Origin of the sequence: Stieleria magnilauensis, from assembly GCA_007753675.1 — a bacterium.
Classification (GTDB): Bacteria; Planctomycetota; Planctomycetia; order Pirellulales; family Pirellulaceae; genus Stieleria; species Stieleria magnilauensis.
Genome location: CP036432.1, coordinates 7,911,386 through 7,932,674, shown reverse-complemented (window position 1 = coordinate 7,932,674; position 21,289 = coordinate 7,911,386). Strand labels below are relative to the sequence as shown.

Annotated in this window: 15 protein-coding genes and 2 tRNA genes; 8 read left to right on the top strand and 9 right to left on the bottom strand. The window is 60.6% G+C overall.

The window, feature by feature from the left end; translation table 11 throughout:
- Nucleotides 1-135 precede the first annotated feature (135 nt).
- A complete protein-coding gene (locus tag TBK1r_RS28220; RefSeq protein WP_145218339.1) occupies nt 136-2,271 on the top strand; it encodes an SH3 domain-containing protein in 2,136 nt (711 codons plus the stop codon).
- A 456-nt stretch (nt 2,272-2,727) separates the two neighbouring features.
- Here TBK1r_RS28220 and TBK1r_RS28215 read toward each other — a convergent pair whose 3' ends face one another.
- The 3 genes from TBK1r_RS28215 to TBK1r_RS28205 form a co-directional block, all read right to left on the bottom strand.
- Nucleotides 2,728-3,813: a hypothetical protein gene (locus TBK1r_RS28215; protein ID WP_145218337.1), complete on the bottom strand. Its 1,086-nt coding sequence runs from the start codon at nt 3,811-3,813 to the stop codon at nt 2,728-2,730.
- 210 nt (nt 3,814-4,023) lie between these two features.
- Nucleotides 4,024-4,707, bottom strand: a complete 684-nt coding sequence (locus TBK1r_RS28210) for a phosphonatase-like hydrolase (RefSeq protein ID WP_145218335.1) — start codon at nt 4,705-4,707, stop codon at nt 4,024-4,026.
- The gene (locus TBK1r_RS28205) at nt 4,700-6,064 is read right to left on the bottom strand and encodes a TIGR03364 family FAD-dependent oxidoreductase (protein ID WP_473772465.1); all 1,365 of its coding nucleotides are present in this window, start codon (nt 6,062-6,064) and stop codon (nt 4,700-4,702) included. Before TBK1r_RS28205 ends, TBK1r_RS28210 begins: the two co-directional genes overlap by 8 nt.
- A 224-nt stretch (nt 6,065-6,288) precedes the next feature.
- Between TBK1r_RS28205 and TBK1r_RS39155 the strand changes: the two genes are divergently transcribed.
- The 3 genes from TBK1r_RS39155 to TBK1r_RS28190 all read left to right on the top strand — a co-directional run bounded on the left by TBK1r_RS39155 (nt 6,289) and on the right by TBK1r_RS28190 (nt 10,192).
- Nucleotides 6,289-8,070, top strand: a complete 1,782-nt coding sequence (locus TBK1r_RS39155) for a hypothetical protein (protein ID WP_419580482.1) — start codon at nt 6,289-6,291, stop codon at nt 8,068-8,070.
- Nucleotides 8,071-8,136: 66 nt separating this feature from the next.
- On the top strand, nt 8,137-9,147 hold the full coding sequence (locus TBK1r_RS28195) for a hypothetical protein (protein ID WP_145218331.1): 1,011 nt from the start codon (nt 8,137-8,139) through the stop codon (nt 9,145-9,147).
- Between the two features lie 79 nt (nt 9,148-9,226).
- Nucleotides 9,227-10,192 carry an SRPBCC family protein gene (locus TBK1r_RS28190; RefSeq protein ID WP_145218329.1) on the top strand — a complete coding sequence of 322 codons (966 nt, stop codon included), beginning with the start codon at nt 9,227-9,229 and terminating at the stop codon, nt 10,190-10,192.
- A gap of 91 nt (nt 10,193-10,283) precedes the next feature.
- On the opposite strand, the gene TBK1r_RS28185 is transcribed toward TBK1r_RS28190, so the two are convergent.
- The gene (locus TBK1r_RS28185) at nt 10,284-10,520 is read right to left on the bottom strand and encodes a hypothetical protein (protein WP_095738876.1); all 237 of its coding nucleotides are present in this window, start codon (nt 10,518-10,520) and stop codon (nt 10,284-10,286) included.
- 138 nt (nt 10,521-10,658) lie between these two features.
- Nucleotides 10,659-11,627: an FAD:protein FMN transferase gene (locus tag TBK1r_RS28180; protein ID WP_145218328.1), complete on the bottom strand. Its 969-nt coding sequence runs from the start codon at nt 11,625-11,627 to the stop codon at nt 10,659-10,661.
- Between the two features lie 284 nt (nt 11,628-11,911).
- Here TBK1r_RS28180 and TBK1r_RS28175 point away from each other — a divergent pair.
- Together TBK1r_RS28175 and TBK1r_RS28170 are read left to right on the top strand one after the other, a co-directional pair.
- Nucleotides 11,912-12,000: transfer RNA gene (locus TBK1r_RS28175), tRNA-Ser, on the top strand.
- Between the two features lie 110 nt (nt 12,001-12,110).
- Nucleotides 12,111-12,183, top strand: a tRNA-Lys gene (locus tag TBK1r_RS28170).
- Nucleotides 12,184-12,514: 331 nt separating this feature from the next.
- On the opposite strand, the gene TBK1r_RS28165 is transcribed toward TBK1r_RS28170, so the two are convergent.
- Nucleotides 12,515-13,873: a beta-ketoacyl-[acyl-carrier-protein] synthase family protein gene (locus TBK1r_RS28165; protein ID WP_419580481.1), complete on the bottom strand. Its 1,359-nt coding sequence runs from the start codon at nt 13,871-13,873 to the stop codon at nt 12,515-12,517.
- A gap of 215 nt (nt 13,874-14,088) precedes the next feature.
- Nucleotides 14,089-15,255, bottom strand: coding sequence for an N-acetyltransferase (locus tag TBK1r_RS28160; protein WP_419580480.1), 1,167 nt, complete (start codon nt 15,253-15,255; stop codon nt 14,089-14,091).
- Nucleotides 15,256-15,440: 185 nt separating this feature from the next.
- On the opposite strand from TBK1r_RS28160, the gene TBK1r_RS28155 reads away from it, so the two are divergent.
- Complete coding sequence (locus tag TBK1r_RS28155; RefSeq protein WP_419580479.1) at nt 15,441-16,283, top strand: TrmH family RNA methyltransferase; 843 nt, start codon at nt 15,441-15,443, stop codon at nt 16,281-16,283.
- Nucleotides 16,284-16,420: 137 nt separating this feature from the next.
- Here the strand turns inward: TBK1r_RS28155 and TBK1r_RS28150 are convergent, their stop codons facing one another.
- Nucleotides 16,421-17,722, bottom strand: a complete 1,302-nt coding sequence (locus TBK1r_RS28150; RefSeq protein WP_145218323.1) for an outer membrane protein assembly factor BamB family protein — start codon at nt 17,720-17,722, stop codon at nt 16,421-16,423.
- 201 nt (nt 17,723-17,923) lie between these two features.
- Between TBK1r_RS28150 and TBK1r_RS28145 the strand changes: the two genes are divergently transcribed.
- Nucleotides 17,924-20,821, top strand: coding sequence for a tetratricopeptide repeat protein (locus TBK1r_RS28145; protein WP_145218321.1), 2,898 nt, complete (start codon nt 17,924-17,926; stop codon nt 20,819-20,821).
- Nucleotides 20,822-20,848: 27 nt separating this feature from the next.
- Here the strand turns inward: TBK1r_RS28145 and acpS are convergent, their stop codons facing one another.
- Nucleotides 20,849-21,226, bottom strand: a complete 378-nt coding sequence (gene acpS, locus TBK1r_RS28140) for a holo-ACP synthase (RefSeq protein ID WP_145218320.1) — start codon at nt 21,224-21,226, stop codon at nt 20,849-20,851.
- Between the last annotated feature and the right edge of the window lie 63 nt (nt 21,227-21,289).

The following is a 21,289-nucleotide window of genomic DNA, read 5'->3' as shown; positions in this document are numbered from 1 at the left end:
CGGTCGACTAACCGGCCGGTTTCGGTTCTATCTTGATTCCACACCCCAAAGTCGGTTATGTCCCAGGCTTGATTGCAGCTCTGCCGGCCGACGGGTCGCCTGGAACACCATCACTCGCGACGGAACACACTCGACATGGATGTCTTGTCACACACGAAACGATTTTGCGCCCGCGGCACGCTAGCCGCGCTGCCCCTGCTGTTTCCACTGACGCTCGGCTTCGTCGTTCCCATCGCCCTGGCCCCCGAATCACGGGCACAGGAACCCGCAGCCGCCGCGGCCGAGAACGAAGACGCGGCTCCCTACATCGTGTTTGTTGCCGAGCCCGCTGCGTTCACCCGATGCGGCCCCGGCAACGACCACTATCGCACCGAACCCCTGCGCCGCGGGCAAGAACTGGAGGTCTATGTCGAGACCGCCGATGGCTGGCTGGGTGTCCGGCCGCCGGAGAATAGTTTTTGCTGGATGCCGGCCGACGCGGTGGAACTGTCCGCAGACGAAACAACGGCGACCATCCGCGAAGACAAAACGGTCGCTTGGATTGGAACCCGGCTGGGAAAAGCACGACGTTATCGCTGGCAAGTCCAGCTCGATGCCGGCGAAGTCGTTTTTGTGTTGGGAAAAAATGAACGCGAAGGATCAACGGGCAGCAAAACCTGGCTGCGAATCGTTCCACCCTCGGGCGAATTCCGCTGGATTCACCGCGGTGACGTCGTCGAGAGCGCCGAACAATTGGCCGAACGCGTGGCCCGTGCCGAACCCGACTTGCAACCTCGCAGCGACGTCGCCGCCGTCGCATTGAACACCGACACCGAAAACAGCACCGACGCGGATCCCAAACCTGCAAGGCTCCATGCCGCCGACGGCTCGCCGTCTTCCCTGCAACCGTTGGCGAAGTCCACACGCCGTGGGACACAGACCGATGCACTCCGCGAAACCGATGTGATTCCCGAATTGAAACCGGCGCCGGAAAACAGCGTTGCAGCCAACAGCATGGCGGACAACAGCGATCCCCGGCGGCCACAACCGCGGACGGTCGCCGATCGCGCGATCCAATTTCATCGAGGTGCACAAGCCGAGGACTTTGAAGACCGCGGCGCCGTGATCGGAAGCGGCTTGAAGGCGGGGTGGAAAGACGATTCGGTCGAAACAGCCGACGCCGGATTTTCCGCCGACGCGGATTCCCAATCCATCCTCAGCGCCGACCGATTGACTGAACTGCCGGCCAACGGTGCCGCGGCAGCCGCCTCGGCCATCGCGGAACCCCTGCGCCGCATGACCGATGTCGTGGCGAACTTCATCAGCCCGCCCCGGTTGGTCGAAATCGATTCCTCCCACGCCAACGCGTTTCAACCGAACTCGCCGGCCGATCGCCGCTGGATGGTCGGCTCGGGACGTTCGCTCGACACGCCGCCGGCGTCGCTCGCGTCCGCGCAGCCGGGTAGCTTGGCGCACTTGCCCCAAGCCCAATACCCGGCCCCGCCGGCTCCGCACACGCTGTCCGGGCAGGACCAGTCTCTGGCAATGCAGTCCCCCGCCGTGGCACCGTCGGGCGTGATGCAAACCGGAGCACTCCAGGCCACAACGTTGGCGCCCATCCCACCCCGACCCGCCGTGCCGTCGCGGATCGTGACGGTGGATCAAATCGCACGTGTCGAAGATGCGGTGGCCGGTGCCGACGTGGACGCGATCAGCCAAATCCTTTCCAAATTGATGGCCGAGGGCGCGTCCGCGGACGAACTGGATCCGCTGATCCGCCACACCGAACGGCTACTCCGTTCCGGCGACGTCAACAACGCGACGCGGACGCGTGAGGTGCTCAACCTCGCACAACGCTATCGCAACGTCGCCGCCCGGCGTGATGGCGCGACAACCATTCAATCCGCGTCGCTGGCCGGCAACGTTCAACCGATCGACACGGCGGTGCAACAAGCCGGCTCGCTCGCGACCACCGCATCCCAGCCGTCCGATGTCTCTCAAACACCGTTCAGTCCGTCGCCGGCCGCCGCATCGCTGCCGACCCAGTCGTCACTCGATTCGGCCACCGGCACCGCGACCGGCTACCTGGTCCAAGTCTATTCGTCGCGTGCCAACAGCCCGCCGTATGCATTGACCGACGACGCGGGACTGACGATCGCCTACGTCACGCCCTATCCAGGCGTGAACCTTCGCAACCATCTCAACAGCAAAGTCGCCGTCAGCGGCAACGAGAAACTGCTCGAAGGCATGAGCACCCCACACATCCTGGCCGACCGCGCCATCCGACGCTGAGATCGACGTTCAACCGCGATCGAAACCAGCCTATCTGTTTTCGGGTAGTGGACGAGGCGACGAGTCCTCTGCATCCTGGCCGACCGCGCCATCCGACGCTGAGATCGACGTTCAACCGCGATCGAAACCAGCCTATCTGTTTTCGGGTAGTGGACGAGGCGACGAGTCCTCTGCATCCTGGCCGACCGCGCCATCCGACGCTGAGATCGACGTTCAACCGCGATCGAAACCAGCCTATCTGTTTTCGGGTAGTGGACGAGGCGACGAGTCCTCTGCATCCTGGCCGACCGCGCCATCCGACGCTGAGATCGACGTTCATGCGCGATCGAAACCAGCCTATCTGTTTTCGGGTAGTGGACGAGGCGACGAGTCCTCTGCAGTCGGCACGGTGCCAGGGACTCGTCGCCTCGTCCACTACCGCCTACCTGAAACGCAAGGTGACAAGGAGCACTAGCTTCATTCGTCGCCAGACTCTGGGCCTTCGACGCTGCTTTCTTCGTCAAATTCCCCTTTGGGCTGCGACTCTTGCGGCCGAGCTTGCGGTTGCAATGAACTCGGGCGGCGTCCCAAGCTCGACGGAGCCCCGCCGCTGCGGCTTCGCGGATAGTGGGACGAAAACCAGTCCTGGTACTGCTCCTTTTTGATCGGAGGCTCTGCGCTGTCGTCGCGCGGGGAAAGGCGAGGCAATTCGCTTTCTGAAATCATCCCATCTTGATCGGCGTCCGCCCTATCAAACATTGCCGTGGCGATTCGGCGAAGGACCTCCTCCGGCGGCGTCCGTGAGGAAGCTCCGCGACTCGACCGATCAGCGAAACGACTGTTGGCAGAGAAACTGCGTGCGGGTTGCCGGGGGTTGGTCCTGAATCTTGTTATTTGGCCCATTTCCGAAGACTCCAGGATATCGGCGGATACGATCAGCTGAACCGCAGCGCTCCGATCGTCGGATTCTCGCGACATGATTCTGCCGATCATTTGCGCAGTGCCGTTCTTGATTCGCAGTGTGGTTTGATGAGTCAGCTGCGACGTGCCTTGAGGTCGCTCGGATTGATCGTCATCGCCACGGGGCGCCACAAACGACTTTGAGAAGTCCAGTTCAATGAGCACCTGGTTGTCCACGACCTCGGTCGTCAGCTTGATCAACGTTCCAATACTGACGTCCTGGTAGACATTCGATTCACGGCCGCTGCCGGTTCGCACGGTACCCGTTCGCACGGTGCCGGTTCGCACGGTGCCGGTTCGAATCGCCACCGTTTCGCCTACCTGAAGCATGGTCTGCTGCCCTTCCAAGACCGTCAGCTCAGCGTGATTGGCGATCGTCGCCTTGCCCTGAGCGGTGAGGTCACTGACCGCATCCATCACCTCTTCGATTGGTCCTGACAACCGGAGACGATCGTCATGATCAAGTTTACCGTTGGACTCGACTAACAGCACCTGAACTCGAACAGAGTGCGTTTCCGATTCCTCCCCATCCTCCGCTTGCATCCTTAGCGGCATCATCAGGCAGAACAACACACAACAGGTAGCAGGAATGCGTACGTTCATCTCAACTCCTCGATTGCCGGTTTGCACAGTCGTCTCCAACCACTATAGACATCTTGGAGACGTCGCAGTCGCAACAACGACAAACCGAAGCAGGTTTGCGGCGTCGTTGCGGCTTTCTCCGATTTTCGTGGAGTCGAAAACGCGTGGCATTGGCGAACGCAATTCACGAGAAAACAAGATCACTCTGCGTTACGGCGACTCGGCGTATCCTCATCCGGCGGACGCATCGAGCAATGGAGGCAGATCCATCAACCGGTCGATAATGTGTGTCGGTTTCGCCTGGGCGAGCAACTCGCGTGACTGAGCGCCTGTCGTGATCCCGATGCACATCGCACAGCCGGCGTCTTGGCCTTCATGAATGTCGATTTGAGAGTCACCGACTTTCGCCACGTTCTCGGCAGACTGAATCGACAGATCCTTCATCGCCTTGATGATCATGTCGCCGTGAGGCCGACCGCGGCTGACATCCGATGCCGTAACCAGACCGTCGAAATCCTCGCCGACACTCCAGCCGATCTTGCGGATCAAGTTGCTCGCGGTGTCACGGTCATAACCGGTGTTCAACACGACGCGGACCCCACGTTGACGAAGCTGTCGAAACAACTCACTCGCGCCCGGCTGCTCCTTCACATCCAACTCGTCATAGGCGCTCCGCAAACGCACTTTGAAATCGGCAAAGATCGCGGCGATCTCTTCTTCGTCGTGGGCGTTGCCGTCGAGTGCCAGGACATCGCGAATGGCTTGTGACTTCTCTTTCCCGGCCCCTGTCGCTTGCACTTGAGCTTGCGTGAACTGATATCCGGCAGCATTGATCGCGGCACGAACAGTCTTGTAGACCACGTTGTCCTCGTCCACCGTTGTTCCTGCCATGTCAAAGACGACTAATTCAATCACCGTAAATTTCCTGAAGGTGTTGCTTGGCGAATCCAGCGCTTCCGGTCATGCCTTTGCCGCCGATCGCGGTTGCGACATGGATGTCTCGATCCAATGTGTGTTGAAAAATACCCTTGGGGTGTTTTGATTGGCAATACATCCCCGACCAAGTCCGTTCGATCTCCCAGTTCGGCAGATCCATGATCTGTCGCCCTTCGCAAACGAAGAACCGATTGATCGGCATCTGAATCTCGTCACTCAGCTCATCCGATCGAGCCGCCGGGGCATACTCGTGCGAATCCCCTAAGATGATGTGTCCGTCGACCTCTTGTTTGAACAGGATGTGGACGCCCCATTTTTTCCAAAAGCTTTCCGGATCTTCACGTTGTTTGATGGAACGATACGACGGACAGGCGGCAAAACTTTCATAGCGTCGAATCGACTGCCCGGTCAAAACGTTGCCCGGCAACGCCCCGACCGATTGTGCCGCGAGCATCACCATCTGCAATTTGACCGCTTCGATGTCGCTGGTTTGAAACAATTCGGGAAACAGCAATCGAAATTCCACGCCCGAACAGACGATCGCTTTTTCGGCGTGCAGCATGCGGCCGTCGGTGCAGTGGGCCGTGACCGTCGAGGCGGACTGCCGATCCAAACGCTGCACGCAGGTTCCCAAGGCAATCGCCAAGCCGAACGTTTCTCGCAAGTAGTCGTGCAAGCGAAGAATCATCTTGCGTGGGTCAACGGAAATCTCCTCGGGAAAAAACAGCCCCGCCAAACAATATCCGTCGTTCAACAACGGGTATCGCCGCTTGCATTGATCTTTGGTCCACAACTCGGATCGATAGCCTTCCTGACGATTGATCGCGTGCAGTTCCTCGATCAACGCGACCTCCTCGGCATCCGAAGCCAGGTAGACGCTTCCTTCTTGCCGAACCGACAGATCAAATTCCGCTTGGATCGACTTGTAGATCTCCAAGCTCTCTCGGCCCAACCGTTGCCAGGTCGCGTCCATGCCGGACGGAACGACTTGTCCAAAGTTGCGAACGGTCGCCCCTTGAGGCTGCAGGTTCTTGTCGACCAACACCACCCGCATGCCACGAAGCAGTGCTTGATAGGCATGAAACGTCCCGAGAACGCCTGCCCCGACCACAATCAGATCAAATTTGCCTTCAATCTCCACGCCGAGTCTCTTGCTGTGCCTTGGTTCAACGAAAAACGCAATCTTCGGTCCGGCGAGTAGAACAGGATGGCGGCCCGTTGCCGACTGTTCGGGTGTCCTGCCAGAAAGGTTTTTCGCATTGCAGACAGAGATTGCGAACAGATTGATAGAAAGTTGGCGGTATCGACAGACACCGCCGGCCATCAGGGGGGACATGAAACACGCCTCTGGTTCGTCACGAGGTGGGAATCGCCCGGGATCGGGTTAGACTATGCGGTCGTCTTATCTCACCCGGGTACCCCATGCTCACAGTCTCATGTCCCAGCTGCGGCGACCCCGCTCGTCTGCCGGCCACATGCCTCCCTCACGACTGTTCGGTTCAGTGTCCGTCGTGCGGCGCGACCCTGCCGGCTGAGCGATGGCTGGAACAGCTGCCGCCGATGGCGATTGTGCTTTCGCCCAAGGGCAGTGAACCCGAGGGCAGTGAACCCGAGGGCAGTGAACCCGAGGGCAGTGACCCCGACGGCAATGAAATCGACTTGGATGCGGAAATCGATCTCGACGAGGTCGCGTCCCCTTCCGGCGTCTCGATGATCGGCATCGAAGACGATGAATTTCCGACTGACCGGCCCCAACCGCGGCCGTCGATCGATCAGATCGAACACGCTTGGGAATCGCCCGATGCCTGGGAGCCCCAAGATCCGATCTCCGATGCGGACGTCTTTGGCGATCACGACGACGACGAATTCAATGTCATTGATGATCAGCCCCCGACGCAGACGGTTCCGCTGGCCAACGACGATCAATCGTTCTTCGAGCGACACCATTGGGGACGTCGGCAGCGGAACTCGATCCGGCTGCTGAAGATCGCTTCGCCGACCCTGATCGCGGTCCCGATCATCGCGGTGATTCTGTACGCGTCAGGCGCCAATGCCTTGTTTGATCTCTTGGGACAATCAACCGACCCGGTCGCGGCCCGAGAACAATCCGAGACCGATCAAAACCGAGACCGCGCTGCCAAACCCGCTCCGGCGTCCCCCAAGACGCAGCAGTCGGCCGGCGGCGGACGCGTCGCCCCGGACGCGACGGGCTCCCCCAGCGACGATTCAACCAGCGACGATTCAACCAGCGACGATGCAACCGGTGAGGATTCATCCGGCGAGGATTCAACCAGTGCCATGGATCCAGTCACCGTCGTCGCTGACGATGACGCGGCGGCACACACAAACTCAGACCAAAGCGACGATCCCATCACGCCAGCGGAAGCCGATGCCGAACTGGTTTCATCCGATGGACCGTCGGCGGAAACGCCCACCCCTGATCTCACCACCACCAATCGCACCGACGTCGAAGTCATGGACGTCGACCAGGTGATCCAAAGCATCAAACGAACCGGGGAAGCGATCGCGGAGGAACAGTCGACGACCGCGGAGGAGCCGTCCGCGTTGACGATTGCGATGCGGGCCAAACAGCAGTGGAAAGAGCGTCATCAACAACCGCAACGGCAGCCGGATGCGGCCGAGCAGGAAAGGGCGTTGCTCAACGGTGCCACGCTTACCTTTCCCAGTGAACCTCCCTCGGCCGATTCAGTGTTGCAAACCAGCGCCCAGTCAAACATCGCTCCCGAACCGACTGCTCCTGAACCGACTGCTCCTGAACCGACTGCTCCTGAACCAACCCAGACGGCGGAAACGAAATCGAAAAACTTGGCAGCCGAAGCGCCCCAGACGCCGACAATCCCCGCCCCTGAACTCGACACCGCCGTATTGACCGAAGCCTGTGCCGAGGCGATCCGGGCGATCAGCCGCTGGCAGGCTGACGATTCGAAAGACCAATCGGCGCGGCAACGGATGCTGGCGCAGTTGCAGGCCTATCGTTCGGTTTCACGGATCGGAAGCTTGGAGTTTGCGTCGGACAGCCCGAGTGTGGCGAAACTTCTGAAGACACTGATGGAGTCCGACGCGTTGCAAACGTTGGAGCCACTGTGCAGCGAATGGATCAACTGGGGGCGTCGTCAGACTGATGGAATGTTACTGATCGGGCGATTGAAAACAGGGGAAACCGAATCGTTTTTTGAACTCGCCGACGGGTCGCAACTTCGAATCCGATCGTCAAAGGAAATCCACGTGCCGACCGAGTCACGTTGTGTGGCGATCGGTAGAATCATTTCCACCGAAGACATACCACTGGTCCAGCTGTTGGCAGGCGTGGTGGTACCTTAATCCACTTTCCACCACCCAATCACTGCCTCGCGTGGACTTGTCATGCCGGATCCCCAACCACCGACCGTGCCCCAGACTGTCGAAACCGCGAGTGTTCCCGAGGCCGCCGAAACCGCTTCCTTGTTCGGCACATTGACGTATGGGTTGTCGCTGCCGGAGCGGACCGCGCGGAGCGCGTCAGCGGTCGTCGGAGGATTGGTCAACGAGACGGCAGGCTGGTTGATCCCGGCCGCGTTCCGATCGTCCAAGACCTACTCGGCATTCGTCCAGCAAGCGTTGGACATGATGATCCATGACGTCGGCGGCGTCGAAAATCCGAACGCGGTCGCGGCCGACGAAGAAGCCCAGTTGGCACAGAAGGCGGTCGGCGGGCTGTTGGATTTGGCCGGCGCTGCGACGCTGCACCTCTCGCCGATCACGGTCCTGGCGGTGTTCAACGACGTTGCCTATGGCTCAAGCCACTACCTGAAACGGCTCAGCGACGAACTCAAACGTGAAGGGATCATCGACGAATCATCCAGCATCGATCATGTCTCGGATCTGGTCGATGCACTCGAAAAAACCGGCGCCCGAGCGTCGGGCGCGGCCAACGCGCCGCCGTTGAGTGTCGACGCGATGACGGAAACGATCTCGCAACTCACGCTTGAGATCCAGAACGTGGACCCGCGCAAGTTGATTCCGCAAAGCGAGATCAAACGGTTGTGGAACGAAATGGAAGCCGCCGCCGGCCAAGCGCACGTCGGGATCTGGGACGTGAGCACGACGATGACGATGTTCGCCATCGATCGCTTGTCGTTGTCCACGCGGGGCGCGTTGTCGACCGTCCGCGTCGCCGGAAGCCTGCTCGATGAACATTTCTTTTCCCACTACGGCGACGCGTTGACGGAGATCTCCGAGAAAGGTTTCTACGAAACCCTGTCGGCGTCGTCGGAGCCCTATCTGGAGGCCGCCTGGCATAACTTTGATTCCAGCCGCGAAACCTGGACCGAAGAATTGATCACCGGACGGATGCCCAAGAAGTTTTGGACCCGCTTTGCCGAGTGGTTCAAAAGCCGACGCAAGCCGCCCGTTGCGTAACCCGATCGGAACGCCGCCGCCGTGCTAAACTGACACTCGCCGCCACGATTGTCCCAGCTACGTCCGAGAGGTCCACGCCATGCCGGCTTTCACCGTTTCACGAACGACGCACATCCAATCCGATCCCGAGACCGTGTTTTCCATCCTCAGCGATTTCGCGACGTGGAAAACCTGGTCTCCCTGGTTGCTCACCGACAAGGACGCCAAGGTCACGCTGCAGGGCGATCCGACCGCGGTGGGTGGCGGATACAGCTGGGACGGCCCCGTCGTGGGCGCGGGCGAGATGGAGCACCAGGAACTGCATCGACCGACCGCGACGCAATCGATCGGCACCATCGACGCGCAGCTGCGTTTCACGCGTCCTTGGCGGTCGCAATCCAAGGTTCATTTCGAAGTCAAGAAAGCTCGGGACGAAGACGGCCAAAACGGGACGCTGGTCCGCTGGGAGATGCAGGGAGCGCTGCCGTTTTTCATGTTCTGGATGAAATCGATGATGGTGAGCTTGATGAGCATGGATTTCGACCGCGGGCTGCGGATGCTGAAAGAACGGGTCGAGACCGGTGACGTCGCAACACAAACCGTGGTCAACGGAATCGCTCAATCACAGCCCTACTTCATCGTCGGAAAATCCGGCCGGTCGACGCTGGCCGACATCGGGCCCTCGATGGACGACACGATCAAACAGGTCCATCAATCACTTGAGGACGCCGGCATCGCGACCGATGGCCAGTGGTTGTCGGTTTACGACGACATGGACCTCAAGACACAAACGCTGTCATACACCAGTGGCATGGTGGTCGACGAAGGCACGGCAACGCCGCCGGGCTTGACCGCGCGCTCCCTGCCAGGCTTCAGTGCCATGCACGTCACCCATACCGGACGCTACGAACATCTGGGCAACGCCTGGGCAGCGGCCTATCAGAATTTGCGAGCCTGCAAACGCAAGGTCCACAAAAAACTGCCCGGCGTGGAACTCTACGCCAATAGCCCCGAGAACACTCCGCCCGAGGCGTTGGTGACGCAGTTGTACGTGCCGCTGAAATGACGATCGCTTCGGGCGATTGCGACTCGGCTGCATCACTGCTTGCGCGGAATGGTCGAACGGTCGCCTGTGACCGGGCCAAGCGAGCGATACACTACTTGCTCGGGTTCATTTCCTTGAGCGATTTGCCTAGCCGTTTGCGGCCGGCTGCGGTCGTTTTTCGCCGCGGGGTGGTTGTGGTGGCGGAATCATTTCCCAGCAACGCGGCAAGGGTGGGCTGGACTTCCTGTTCCGTCTCCGGCAGACCGATTTGCTCGACCGCATCGCTGACGCCGAGAACCACCGACTGGCGCACTCCTTCTCGAAGCCACTGAAAAAAATTCATATTCATGAGTTGAATCCGTTCATTATTCAAAAAAGGGGGACCGCGCGGGCGGCTGACGATCGCTTCATCGGCATCGCGTCACGCCGGTCTTGACTCTCTTGTTTGCCTTCTAAGATCCCGGCGTCGGCGGCGTCCAGACTGATTTCAGTGCGACGGGTCGTCGGTGGGCGGGTCAACCCACTCGAACTCCGCAAAGGGCAGCACACGGACGCTATCCTGACGGTTTTCCGAGCGAACACCGATCATCCGCGGCAAATCGGGATCGCTTTCGGCGGCCGCCCGGATCGCATCGATGCCGCAAACAAAAAAGGCGGTGCTGCACGCTTCGGCGTCGGTGGCGTTGTCGGCAATCGCCGTCAACGACAGCAGTTCGCCAGCCGGATACCCGCTTCTGGGGTCAATCACGTGCCCGTAACGTCGCCCGCGGTGGTGAAAGAATTGTTTGCCCGAACCGCTGGTCGAAAGCGCCTCGTCGCGGAGACGAATGCCGGCCAATCGCTGCTTGGGCTTGGTCGGATGCGAAATGCCGACCGCCCAGCCCTGCCGGGTGTCGGCGAGCTGGTCGCCGCGGGCGATCACACTGCTGCCGCCGCCGTGAATCAGAAAGTTTTGCAGCCCCCGCGCGGTGAGAGTTTCGGCGAGTTCGTCGAGTGCGAATCCTTTGCCGATCGCTCCCAGATTGATTTCCATCCCCGGCCGCTCGAAGGCGACCGAGCGATGTTCGTCGTCGAGCCGGACGGCGGTGTAACCCACCCGGTCTACCGCGGCTTGGACCTCCGCAGCGGTCGGTTTTCTTCCCCGCCGTTCGGTGAAGCCCCAAACCCGCACCAGCGGGCCGGCGGTGATATCAAACGCACCGGCCGTCTTTTCGCTCCATGCGATCGACCGCTGGATCAAACGGTACGTGCTTTCGGAAACCGAGACCGGTCGCTCACTGGCGACGGCGTTGATTTGAGAAATCTCGCTGTCTTCGCGATAGACCGTCAAATCAGCTTCGATCCGGTCGAGCAATTCCAAGGCTTCGAAGGCAGCCTCGACCAGATGCGCGTCGGATTCAGCCAGCAACACCGAGAATTCTGCCGCCATCGCGTGGTGTGAAATCGTGGTCAGCATCGTGGCGTCGGTCGTCAGCGGCAAAAACGCGGCAAGTGTGGGATTCAGGTCGTCAAGACTGTCGGCGATTGCCCGAACCGGTCAAGGCCAGCTCCAACGAGGCCAAGCAAAAACCGTCCAAACACGGGCTCGGACGTCCCAAAATGGCCCGAACCCGGCCGGCCGATTGAATCTCTATTATTTCCGCCCGGGGAAGGCAAAACGATGGGTTGTCAAGAATTGATCTATCCCGCACAATCTCGCCTCAAGAAAGACCCACCGAGTCACCGAAAAACGGTGGGTACGGAGCGGTGGCTGAGTGGTCGAAAGCGCCGGTTTGCTAAATCGGTGAACGGGTCAAACCGTTCCGCAGGTTCAAATCCTGTCCGCTCCGCTTGAGCGTCTCCCACGGAGACACTCAAAAAAATGAATTCGGTGGCCGTTAGATCCTTGGCGGTCTTGCGGTCATCGACGACAGACGCGGGCTACACCCCACGTCGCGATGAGAGTGTAGCTCAGTTGGTAGAGCATTCGACTTTTAATCGAATGGTCCTGGGTTCAAGTCCCAGCACTCTCACTTTGTTTGCCCCGCGGTCGCGAAACGCTCGACGGTTTCGTGACGCGAGTGGCTCTTCCGGCCAGAATTCATGTGGCCAACATCGATGTGGCGGCGCGTCGTGGGTTACCCCGATTGGGTAACGCTGTGAAGCATTTTTTAGCGGTAGGGCGCGAGCCCTCCGGTGTTTCGGGAACGATGAGGAACCGGAGGGCTTGCGCCCTGCCGCTAACACCTCGCAAAACGCTGGGAATCAATGCTTCACAGCGTTGCCGACAGGGGCTCAAACCCAACATCGCTAAGTCAAGCGTCGCAGCGCCCGTAGGCTCGTGATCTTCCGCAAAACGATGCGTTACCGCGTCACCGCGTCGGGCGCCCCCAACAGCACCGCCATCGCACTGCCGTCGGTGGTGTGGGACAGGCACAGCACGTAAGGCGACGTCAGCGGCCCCGGCATCTGACGAAATTGAATTTCCGGATGCGTGCGGTCGTGCCGCGTCGGGGGAATCGTCTTCCCGGCCAATGACAGCACGCCGGTCGCCAGCTCGATCACTCCCGACGCCGCGCCGGTGTGACCGATGGACGCCGAAACCGCCACCAGTGGGCACGTCACCCCGACTTCGGCCAGCGCGGCCGCTTCGCCCGCATCGACCTGTCGGTCCCCGACCGCATGGCTGGCGACCAGCCCGATCTGGTCGGGCGTCACCCCCGATTGGTCCAACACGGCCTGAATCGCCAAGCGGATCGCAGGGCCGGCCTGCCGCGAGTTGGCTGGATCGAGCTCCGATTCACGGTGGCCGCTGCGAACGGCGTCGGTGGCACTGAACCGCGAAGCCGTCGCGAGCACGGTGGCCAGCACGTCGGCACCGCGACGCTCCGCGTGGCGGCGGGTTTCCACCACCAACGACGCGGCGCCTTCGCCACCGACGACGCCGGGGGCGTCGGGATCATGCGGCCGAGACAGCTCTTCAATCGCCAGTTCGCCGCGGACCGGGACGGGTGAATCGCGATGGTACAGCATGCGGGTCGAGCCGATCCGGGTCCCGGTGGCACCGACCAGCACCACGTCGGCAATCCCCCGCTGCAAGTACGATTCCGCCTCCAGCAGCGCCGCCGGACCGGAGACGTCGCCCAGGACCAGCGAGTTATTGGGACCTTGAGAATTGATCGAAATCCCGACTTGGCAAGCCGGCATGTTGGGCAGGTACTTCAACATCCACAGCGGCATCACCTCGCGCCGCGCCACTTCACCAAATCGCTCCGGATGCAGCTGCCCCGATTCATCCAGGCAACCGCGGATCGAATCGGCCAATTCTTCCGGCGGGTTGAAAAAAATCTCGCTCCCATAGACCGCACCGAGTCGCTGGGGAGAAACCTCGCCGGAGTCCGTCGCGGGGATGGCGTCGGAAAGCCCGGCGTGCTCGATCGCCAACTGGGCCGAAGCGAACGCCGTTTGAATTTCGCGGCACATCACCTTGAGTGCCTTACGCGGCTTGACGTATTGCTTGGGCTGGAAATCGACGATCGGCGCCCCGACCCAAACGCCATCGATCGCATCGTCAGGCCCCGGTGTCGCCTCCCCATCGGTCCTGTCGGCCAGCGACCGGACCCCGCTGCGGCCGTCCAGCAGTGCCTCAAAGAACTTTGCTTGCCCGATGCCGATCGCGCTAACAATCCCAACCCCGGTGATCACGATGGGTTCGTGCGGCATAGCAGTGGAAGGTGGCATTCGAGGAGAAGCGGGTGGAAGGCACAAATCGAGCCGCGAGTATGATTTGTCCTCCACTCGATGGCTAGACGTGGGGTAAGCATCCTGCTTGCCATCCCCAGAAAGTCAGGTAAGCATCCTGCTTGCCATCCCCAGAAAGTCAGGTGAGCATCCTGCTTGCCATGGAGCCGACTCGCAAGCTGGAAGCTTACGGCAGGTTAGAGTTTTCGGTCGTAGATCCGCTGAGTCTTCATCTTGTGCGCCCCGCCGCGCTCGATCGTGCCCCGGGACAGGCGATTGCTCTCCAGAACCCAGGAGAATTCGCCGGTGTGGATGCCGAACTCGATCGCGTCGGGCAAAATCCGAGCCAACGTCACCAACCCCAGCCCCCAACTTTGGTATTTGGGCAAGACGTTGGTGCTGACCAGCCGCAAGCGGTCGATCTTGCGTTTTCCCAGCATCAGCTTGAGCCATCCGAACGGCAACAAGTGCCCGTTCATATGAATCAGCAACTGGTTGTAGTCCAACAATCCGAATCCCGCCCCGACCGGCTCGCCGTCAATCTCCGCGATACTCGTCAGCTCGGGAACGATCAACAGTTTCAACTGCTTGGATTGATGCTCCAGTTCCTCCTGGCTCATCGGAACGTAGCCCCAGGTCCGTTGCAGCGACTCATTGTAAATCTTCAGAAACGCCTGAACGTCTTCGTCAAATCGGGCGCGATCGATGGGTCGGCACTTGACATTGAAACGCCGCGTCGATTCCTCGATGACGAACTTCAACTTGGGATCGATGGTCGCCAGTTGGTCCATCGTAGCGTCGTAACAAAACACATCCTGGCACTTTTCGAATCCACACGCTTCGATCAACTTTCCGTAGTAGGCGTGGTTGTAGGGGATCAGAAACGTCGGCGGCGTGTCGAAACCGTCGACCAGCAATCCGACTTCGTAATTCAGACTCGGATTGACCGGGCCACGCACGTCCGTCATCCCTTGCCCGCGCAACCAATCGGCCGCGGCGTCAAACAGACAGCGACTGACATCGACGTCATCGATGCATTCAAAGAAGCCGAAAAACCCCCGCTGTTCATTGTGGTGCCGGTTGTGGGCATGGTTGACGATGGCGACCACACGCCCGACCACCCGGCCATCCTTGCGTGCCAAGAACGCCTGGCTGTCCGCATCCTTGTAAAACGGGTGCGAACCGAATCCGCAAAGCTGCTTGCGTTCACTCCAGAGCGGCGTCACCCAATTCGGATCGCCCTTATAAAGCTCACGTTCCAGTTTCAAAAACGCCCGGCGGTCGAACCAACTCCGCACCGGCGTGCACTGAATCGCTGAAGAGGAATTCGCTGTGGAAGGCGTCGCTGTTGAATCGTTCATCATCCATCCCGTAAATCGTTCCGCTCGGTACCGCCCGGCGACAAGGTCCTGATCGCCCGGGGACAAGGTCCTGACCGCTCAGTGGCATGGCCCTGTCGTCGCGCCGGATCCGTGATACTATCTTCCCGGCGCGGTCGGGCACACCCGGATGCCTCGGTCCCGGCCCCCGATTCGATCCGTTTTTCTTTTTGCCCCTGCCTCGACTCTTGCTGTCCAGCACCAGTAACCCGACCGTCAAACACCTGGTCAAGATGCGGGACAACCGCGCGCGGCGGAGAGCCGGGCGGGTGCTGGTCGACGGCTGGCGCGAGACACAGCGGGCAATCGAAGCGGGACTTGATCCGATCGGCATCTACGTGGTCGCAGGTCGCGGCGATGCGGCGCCGACTCACCCGCAATCCGACGCCGAACGCTTCGTCACCGAATCGGCGGCCGGGGCGTTGGTCGAAGTCAGCCCCGCGGTGATGCAAAAAATCGCTTATGGCCAATCCGAGCGCGGCGTGGTCGCCGAATTCGCCGCCCCCGAGTGGGGCCTGTCCGAATTACAGCTGCCGGATGCTGGATTGGTGTTGATCCTGGACCAGATCGAAAAACCAGGCAACATCGGCGCCGCCTTTCGCTGTGCCGACGCGGCCGGCGCCGATGCCGTCATCTTGTGCCCCGCCGCAGCCGACCGCTTCAATCCGAATGCGATTCGCAACAGCCTGGGCGCGGTGTTTTCGGTGCCCTCGGCCACGGCAGACGAACCGCACGCCAAAGCATGGCTGGCCGAGCACGGGTACCGCATCTGCGCCGCGCGCGTTGAATCGTCGCGTCCCTTGTGGCAAGCGGATTTGACGGGACGTCTGGCGATGGTGATCGGCAGCGAAGCGCACGGGCTCGGCGATCACTGGCAGAGCGACGACGACGTGACCGTCGATGCGATTCGAATCCCGATGGCGGGAAACGTCGACAGCTTGAACGCCTCCGTGTCCGCCGCCGTGTTGCTGTACGAAGCCCAACGTCAACGTCAGGCAGCCCGTTCAAACTAGTATTCCGTGTCAGCAAAATTCTCGGGTAGTGGACGAGGCGACGAGTCCTCTGCCAAATTTTCGGGTAGCGGACGAGGCGACGAGTCCTCTGCCAAATTTTCGGGTAGTGGACGAGGCGACGAGTCCGCTCGTTACGATCACTCGCCGATGCGATACAGCGCGTGGCGGGTGCGTTGCAGCAAGCCACCCTCGACGGGCACCGGGCTGGCCACGGTAAACGGTTCGTTGTCGGCCAAGCGGTTGGTTTGGACGACGTCGGGGCTGCTGGAATCCAACGGACCGACGACGTACGTCGTGGCGTCTTCGCTGGTCACGTACAAATGTTTTCCGGCCACCAGCGGTGAGCTGCTGAACCCGATCCGGGACTTCGGCAACTGCACCGTCCAGATTGTCTTTCCGGTCTCCAGTTCCACCGCCGAGACGGTGCCCTTGGCGGTCTTGCCGTCGGCGATGATGTAGACGCGATCGCCATCGATCGCGGGTGTCGGCACGTCGCTGCCAAGATCGTCGCGGTGCCACACGATGCTTTCGCGTCCCTTGCCGGCGACAACGTCACTGATTCGACAGGTCGTGACGGTGGCCCCGCGTGAGTACGGACAAACGATCAAATCACCTTGCACCGCGGGCGAGGCGATGGAGCGAAAAAATTTCTCTTGGTCGGGATTGAATCCGCCGACGCGTCCCAGTTCACGACCGTCGCTGGCCGCGTGGATGGTCAAGTGGTCGGCCCCCATCACGGCGATCAGATTTCGGTCTTCCAACGCGATCGGCGTGGCATAACTTTGCGCCGCCTCTTCGGGGGCTCCCAATCGGCGATCGACCTTCCAGGCCACGTCACCGGTCGCCCGATCAAAGGCCACCAGATAGCTGGGACCGGACTGCATCACCGCGACGACGACCAAATCGTTGATCAAGGTCGGACTGGAACCCAAGTCCCACCACAGCGTGTCCTCCCCATACTTTTTCTGCAAATTGACTTGCCATTGAATCTCGCCGTCCAGGTCAACACAGGCCAGATCTCCGCTGCGGAAATAAGCGTACACGGCCTTGCCATCGGTGACCGCCGACGGGTTGCTGCCGCCGCCCTTGCGATGCTTGTTTCCGCGATCGCTGCCCAAGGCGGTCGTCCACAGTCGCTGGCCGCTGTGAACATCAATCGCCAGCAGCGTGTTCTGCCCCTCGGCCCCTTCGGTCAGAAAGGCCTTGGAATCGGCCAGGACAGGTGTGCTGCCGCCCAGACCCGATAGTGCCGTCGTCCACGCGATGTTCGATTTCTCGCCCCACTTGATCGGATAAGACTCCCCCGCGGCGACGCCATTTTGATTGCCGCCACGCCATTGCGGCCACGGACTGTCGTCTTCGGCCATTGAATAGGATGGGACACCGAGCGAAACGGCCGCAGTGGCAAACAGGACGAACGCGATTCGAAACGACCGCATGGCGGGATTCCTCTAAACAGCTGGGAAAGCGGAGATGGGGGTGGGGTGATCGCCTGAGAGATCAGGGATCCATCTGTTATGATGGACGTCGCGAAATAATACCAGAGGAACCGCGGGTCGCGGTCCATTCCAGGCGGAGCAGTCGACCGAAGCGGGCCGCAAACTCGGCTCATCCACTCCCAATTGATGACGATCGTCGAAATGAGACTCCAGCGTTTGCGAAATTCAAAGCGGTTTAGTGGACCGTCGGGGCCGGCCATCGGCCTGCTCGCCCTGGCCATCGCGTGGGCACCGATGCCGACTCAATCGCAAGACACAACCCCGGCGCCACCCACGGCCACCGAAACACCATCCGACGCGGACCGCGGGACACGGTTTCCCGAATCGCTCGACCAGCCCCGCAACTTGGCCCGGGATCGTTACGTCGATCGCCAACGGGCGACCCTGGAGATGTGGCGACTGCGAAAACAATCTCGCCAAGCGGTCCAGGATGCGGCCCGCCACCCGGACCCCGAAGTCGCCGAGCGTGCCGCCTGGATCCTGAAACAATGGCGCAGTGCCTCGCTGCCCGGCGTCGCCCAAGGTCCCGCCGAACTGCTACTCGATCGAGGCAGCCCGTCGGCGTTGGCATCGGTCATGGAACAAGGTGCCTTTGATGCCGTCTTGGTCGCCGTCGAAGAATCAGCCGGGACGATTGAGTTCGATCAAATCAAACAACGGGTCGTCACCTTGTTGTCCCAGCGCTATCCGTTTTACTGCGACAAAGCGTTTGCCGCGGGGACCGAAGCGGACCTGTTGAACCTGCTCGACGCGGTCGCCATCGATCGCAACGTCGCGACCGCCTGGCACGACTTGAAACGCTACCTGCACCCGGCCCAACCCAAGTCCACCAACGACATTGAACCACTGCCCTCGGCTGACCAGCTGCCCTCGGCCGCATCGCTCTGGAGTCCGGCCGAACGAGCAACCTGTCTCGCACAGTTCGCGATGCTGCGTGGCGACGTGGAACAATCGATCGCCCATGCCCGAGCGGCCGGTGATCCTGTCGTGTTGCGGATCGCTCGCATGCTGGGCGACCGCTGGCAGGAGATCGCAGACGACGCCTTTGAAAGCGCCGCTTCCGCCGCGACCCCGGACGCACGGATCGAGGCCTACGCGTGGGCCTTGGCCGCCACCGCACGCACGGGTGATCAAGTCCGCTTTGACCGAGCCCAATCGCAACTGTTGGCGATCCAGCCGGACGAGCCGGACGCCATCGATGATCTCCGCTGGCGGGCGTTGGCCATGCACGCCCGCATCGACGAAGCGATCGACGTGATGGCCGCGCGCGACCCGGCCGCCGCGGCCAAGATCGCTTGCGCCGCATCCCGATTCCGACGCGCCGAGCAGCTCTGTGGTTACCCGCTGGAACAAATCGCCAGCGACCTGGACGGCTGGATCAAGGACGCGTACATCGATCAAGCCAACTTGCCGGCCGGGTCCATCGCGCCCTCGATCGAGCGTCTGTATTCCTTGGCGCGACTGCTGGTCAACATCGGTGACACAGACAACGCGCAGCGAATTTACCGTCGCTTGACGCCCCGCCAAGTGATCATTTCTCCCTACGGTGCTTCGCTGCGAGAGCAAACCCTTGTCGAACTCGATCTGATCAATCGCTTTGACTGGATGCTCGACATCGCGGTCGCAGCCGGGGAAAATGCGATGACCCAGCGAAGCCAGTACATCATCGCCCAAGCCCTCAACACCGAATCGGAGGCATTCCGCAAGGTACTCGATCGGATCAAACTGATCCGACCGGCACATGATTTCCGCAAACGATTCCGAATCACATTCCAATTGTTCCGGGGCAAACAACCGGACGGGTTTGGTGACTCGGACGACTTTGAATCGTTGCTGGAATTGTTGCTGCACGACGAACAGAGCAAACGCAGCGGCGGTCGCACGTTGCAAGTCGAACAGATCTCACTGGATCTCGACATCGTCGACATGTTCATCCGCCAAGGCCGGGTGGAACTCGCCCGCGAAGGCCTGGCCGCGTTGACGCGTGCCCGAGAATTGGACGCGTTGATTTCGTCTGCCGAAACAGAATCCGAACAGGGCGACAATCGGGCCGCCGAAGGACTCTGGCAACAAGTCGCCCGCCAATCCGCCCAGTACACGCCGACCAATGCATTGATCACCGTCGATCACGGACTGTCTTACGCCAAATCGATCGTCGGCAGTTGGATCCTGGCCAAACGCGCCGGCCATCGCGAGATCGCCGAGCAATTGGAAAGCCGATTGCGTCTGATGCTGACGTCTCCCTCGATGAACTTTCGCAAAGAACTGGCGGACCATTTACGAGATACCGGACAGCACGAACTGGCCGTCGAAGCGCTCCGCGATCTTGCCGTGTCGGCAAGTTTCGGCGGTGACGACGCGCCCGATTTCTTTCGCGTCGCGGTCACCTACGTCGGCTTGATCGATGATCTGAAAGAAACTCACCCGGTCGCCTTGGACGAGTTGCAGATCGATTCATACGATGCGGTCAAATGGAGCGACCTGGCTGTCTTGGGATTATTAAAAACGTCCCGGTACCACGACACCGCGTTCATCTCCGTCCCGCTGAGTGTGCGCAAGACATTCCTGCAACACGCGATCGAAACCGCGGACGAAACATTGGCGCGTCATGCGATCGATCAAATCGAATCGTACGATCCGATGAACATCGATTACGGCGAACGGATGCTGCCCGAACTCCGAAAAGCGGGCTTGGATCAACTCGCCGATTCGGCATTTGATCGCCTGATGGATCACGGACTCGAACAGATCCGACGGTACCGCACCGATGCCACGACGTTGAACAACTTGGCGTGGGCGGCGGCGATGAACGAGCGACGCCTCGACGAAGCCCTGGAACTGTCCGAGCGCGCCGTCCTGCTGGAACCCGACAGCGTGATCTATCGCGACACGCTCGCCGAAGTGCTGTATCTGTTGGGTCGAACCGAAGAGGCGTTGGCGATCGAGTCGGCTTGTTTGCTGGACGAACCCGACGAATGGCACCTGCACGAGCAAATCGAAAAGTATCGAAAACTGCTACAGCCTGATCGCAAGAACTGACGGTCGATCCCATCGACATCGAACGGATCACGATTCGGCGATCACGTGGGCCACCGCGTGGGTGCGACAGGCCGAGACGCTCAAGTGCAACAGTGCGATGTCGTTTTCGTTGGCGCACTGCAGCGCGTTTCCGCTCAACACGATCTCGTGTCCGGCGCCGGGGCGAACAATCACTTCGATCTCATTCCAGCGGACACCACGTCGTCGGCAATGCAGTGCTTTCATCACCGCTTCTTTGGCCGCCCAACGTGTCGCAAAGTGGCCGGGCGCGTCGGCGGTTTGGACACAGTACTCAATTTCATCGGCGGTATAAACGCGTTCGAGAAACTGCTCACCGTGCGTTTCAATCATTTTTGCGATCCGCACCGTTTCGACGATTTCAGTGCCGGTGGCAACGATCGACATGGTGATGGCTATCCAGGCGACAAAGGGATGTCCGGACGAAACTCCGGCGTATAGACACCCTTG

Excerpts from the sequence above, each read along its gene's own strand:
- TBK1r_RS28220 (WP_145218339.1), top strand. The coding sequence starts at position 136 with ATGGATGTCTTGTCACACACGAAACGATTTTGCGCCCGCGGCACGCTA.
- TBK1r_RS28215 (WP_145218337.1), bottom strand. The coding sequence starts at position 3,813 with ATGAACGTACGCATTCCTGCTACCTGTTGTGTGTTGTTCTGCCTGATG.
- TBK1r_RS28205 (WP_473772465.1), bottom strand. The coding sequence starts at position 6,064 with ATGTCCCCCCTGATGGCCGGCGGTGTCTGTCGATACCGCCAACTTTCT.
- TBK1r_RS39155 (WP_419580482.1), top strand. The coding sequence starts at position 6,289 with ATGGCGATTGTGCTTTCGCCCAAGGGCAGTGAACCCGAGGGCAGTGAA.
- TBK1r_RS28190 (WP_145218329.1), top strand. The coding sequence starts at position 9,227 with ATGCCGGCTTTCACCGTTTCACGAACGACGCACATCCAATCCGATCCC.
- TBK1r_RS28185 (WP_095738876.1), bottom strand. The coding sequence starts at position 10,520 with ATGAATATGAATTTTTTTCAGTGGCTTCGAGAAGGAGTGCGCCAGTCG.
- TBK1r_RS28180 (WP_145218328.1), bottom strand. The coding sequence starts at position 11,627 with ATGCTGACCACGATTTCACACCACGCGATGGCGGCAGAATTCTCGGTG.
- TBK1r_RS28165 (WP_419580481.1), bottom strand. The coding sequence starts at position 13,873 with ATGCCGCACGAACCCATCGTGATCACCGGGGTTGGGATTGTTAGCGCG.
- TBK1r_RS28160 (WP_419580480.1), bottom strand. The coding sequence starts at position 15,255 with ATGATGAACGATTCAACAGCGACGCCTTCCACAGCGAATTCCTCTTCA.
- TBK1r_RS28150 (WP_145218323.1), bottom strand. The coding sequence starts at position 17,722 with ATGCGGTCGTTTCGAATCGCGTTCGTCCTGTTTGCCACTGCGGCCGTT.
- TBK1r_RS28145 (WP_145218321.1), top strand. The coding sequence starts at position 17,924 with ATGAGACTCCAGCGTTTGCGAAATTCAAAGCGGTTTAGTGGACCGTCG.
- acpS (WP_145218320.1), bottom strand. The coding sequence starts at position 21,226 with ATGTCGATCGTTGCCACCGGCACTGAAATCGTCGAAACGGTGCGGATC.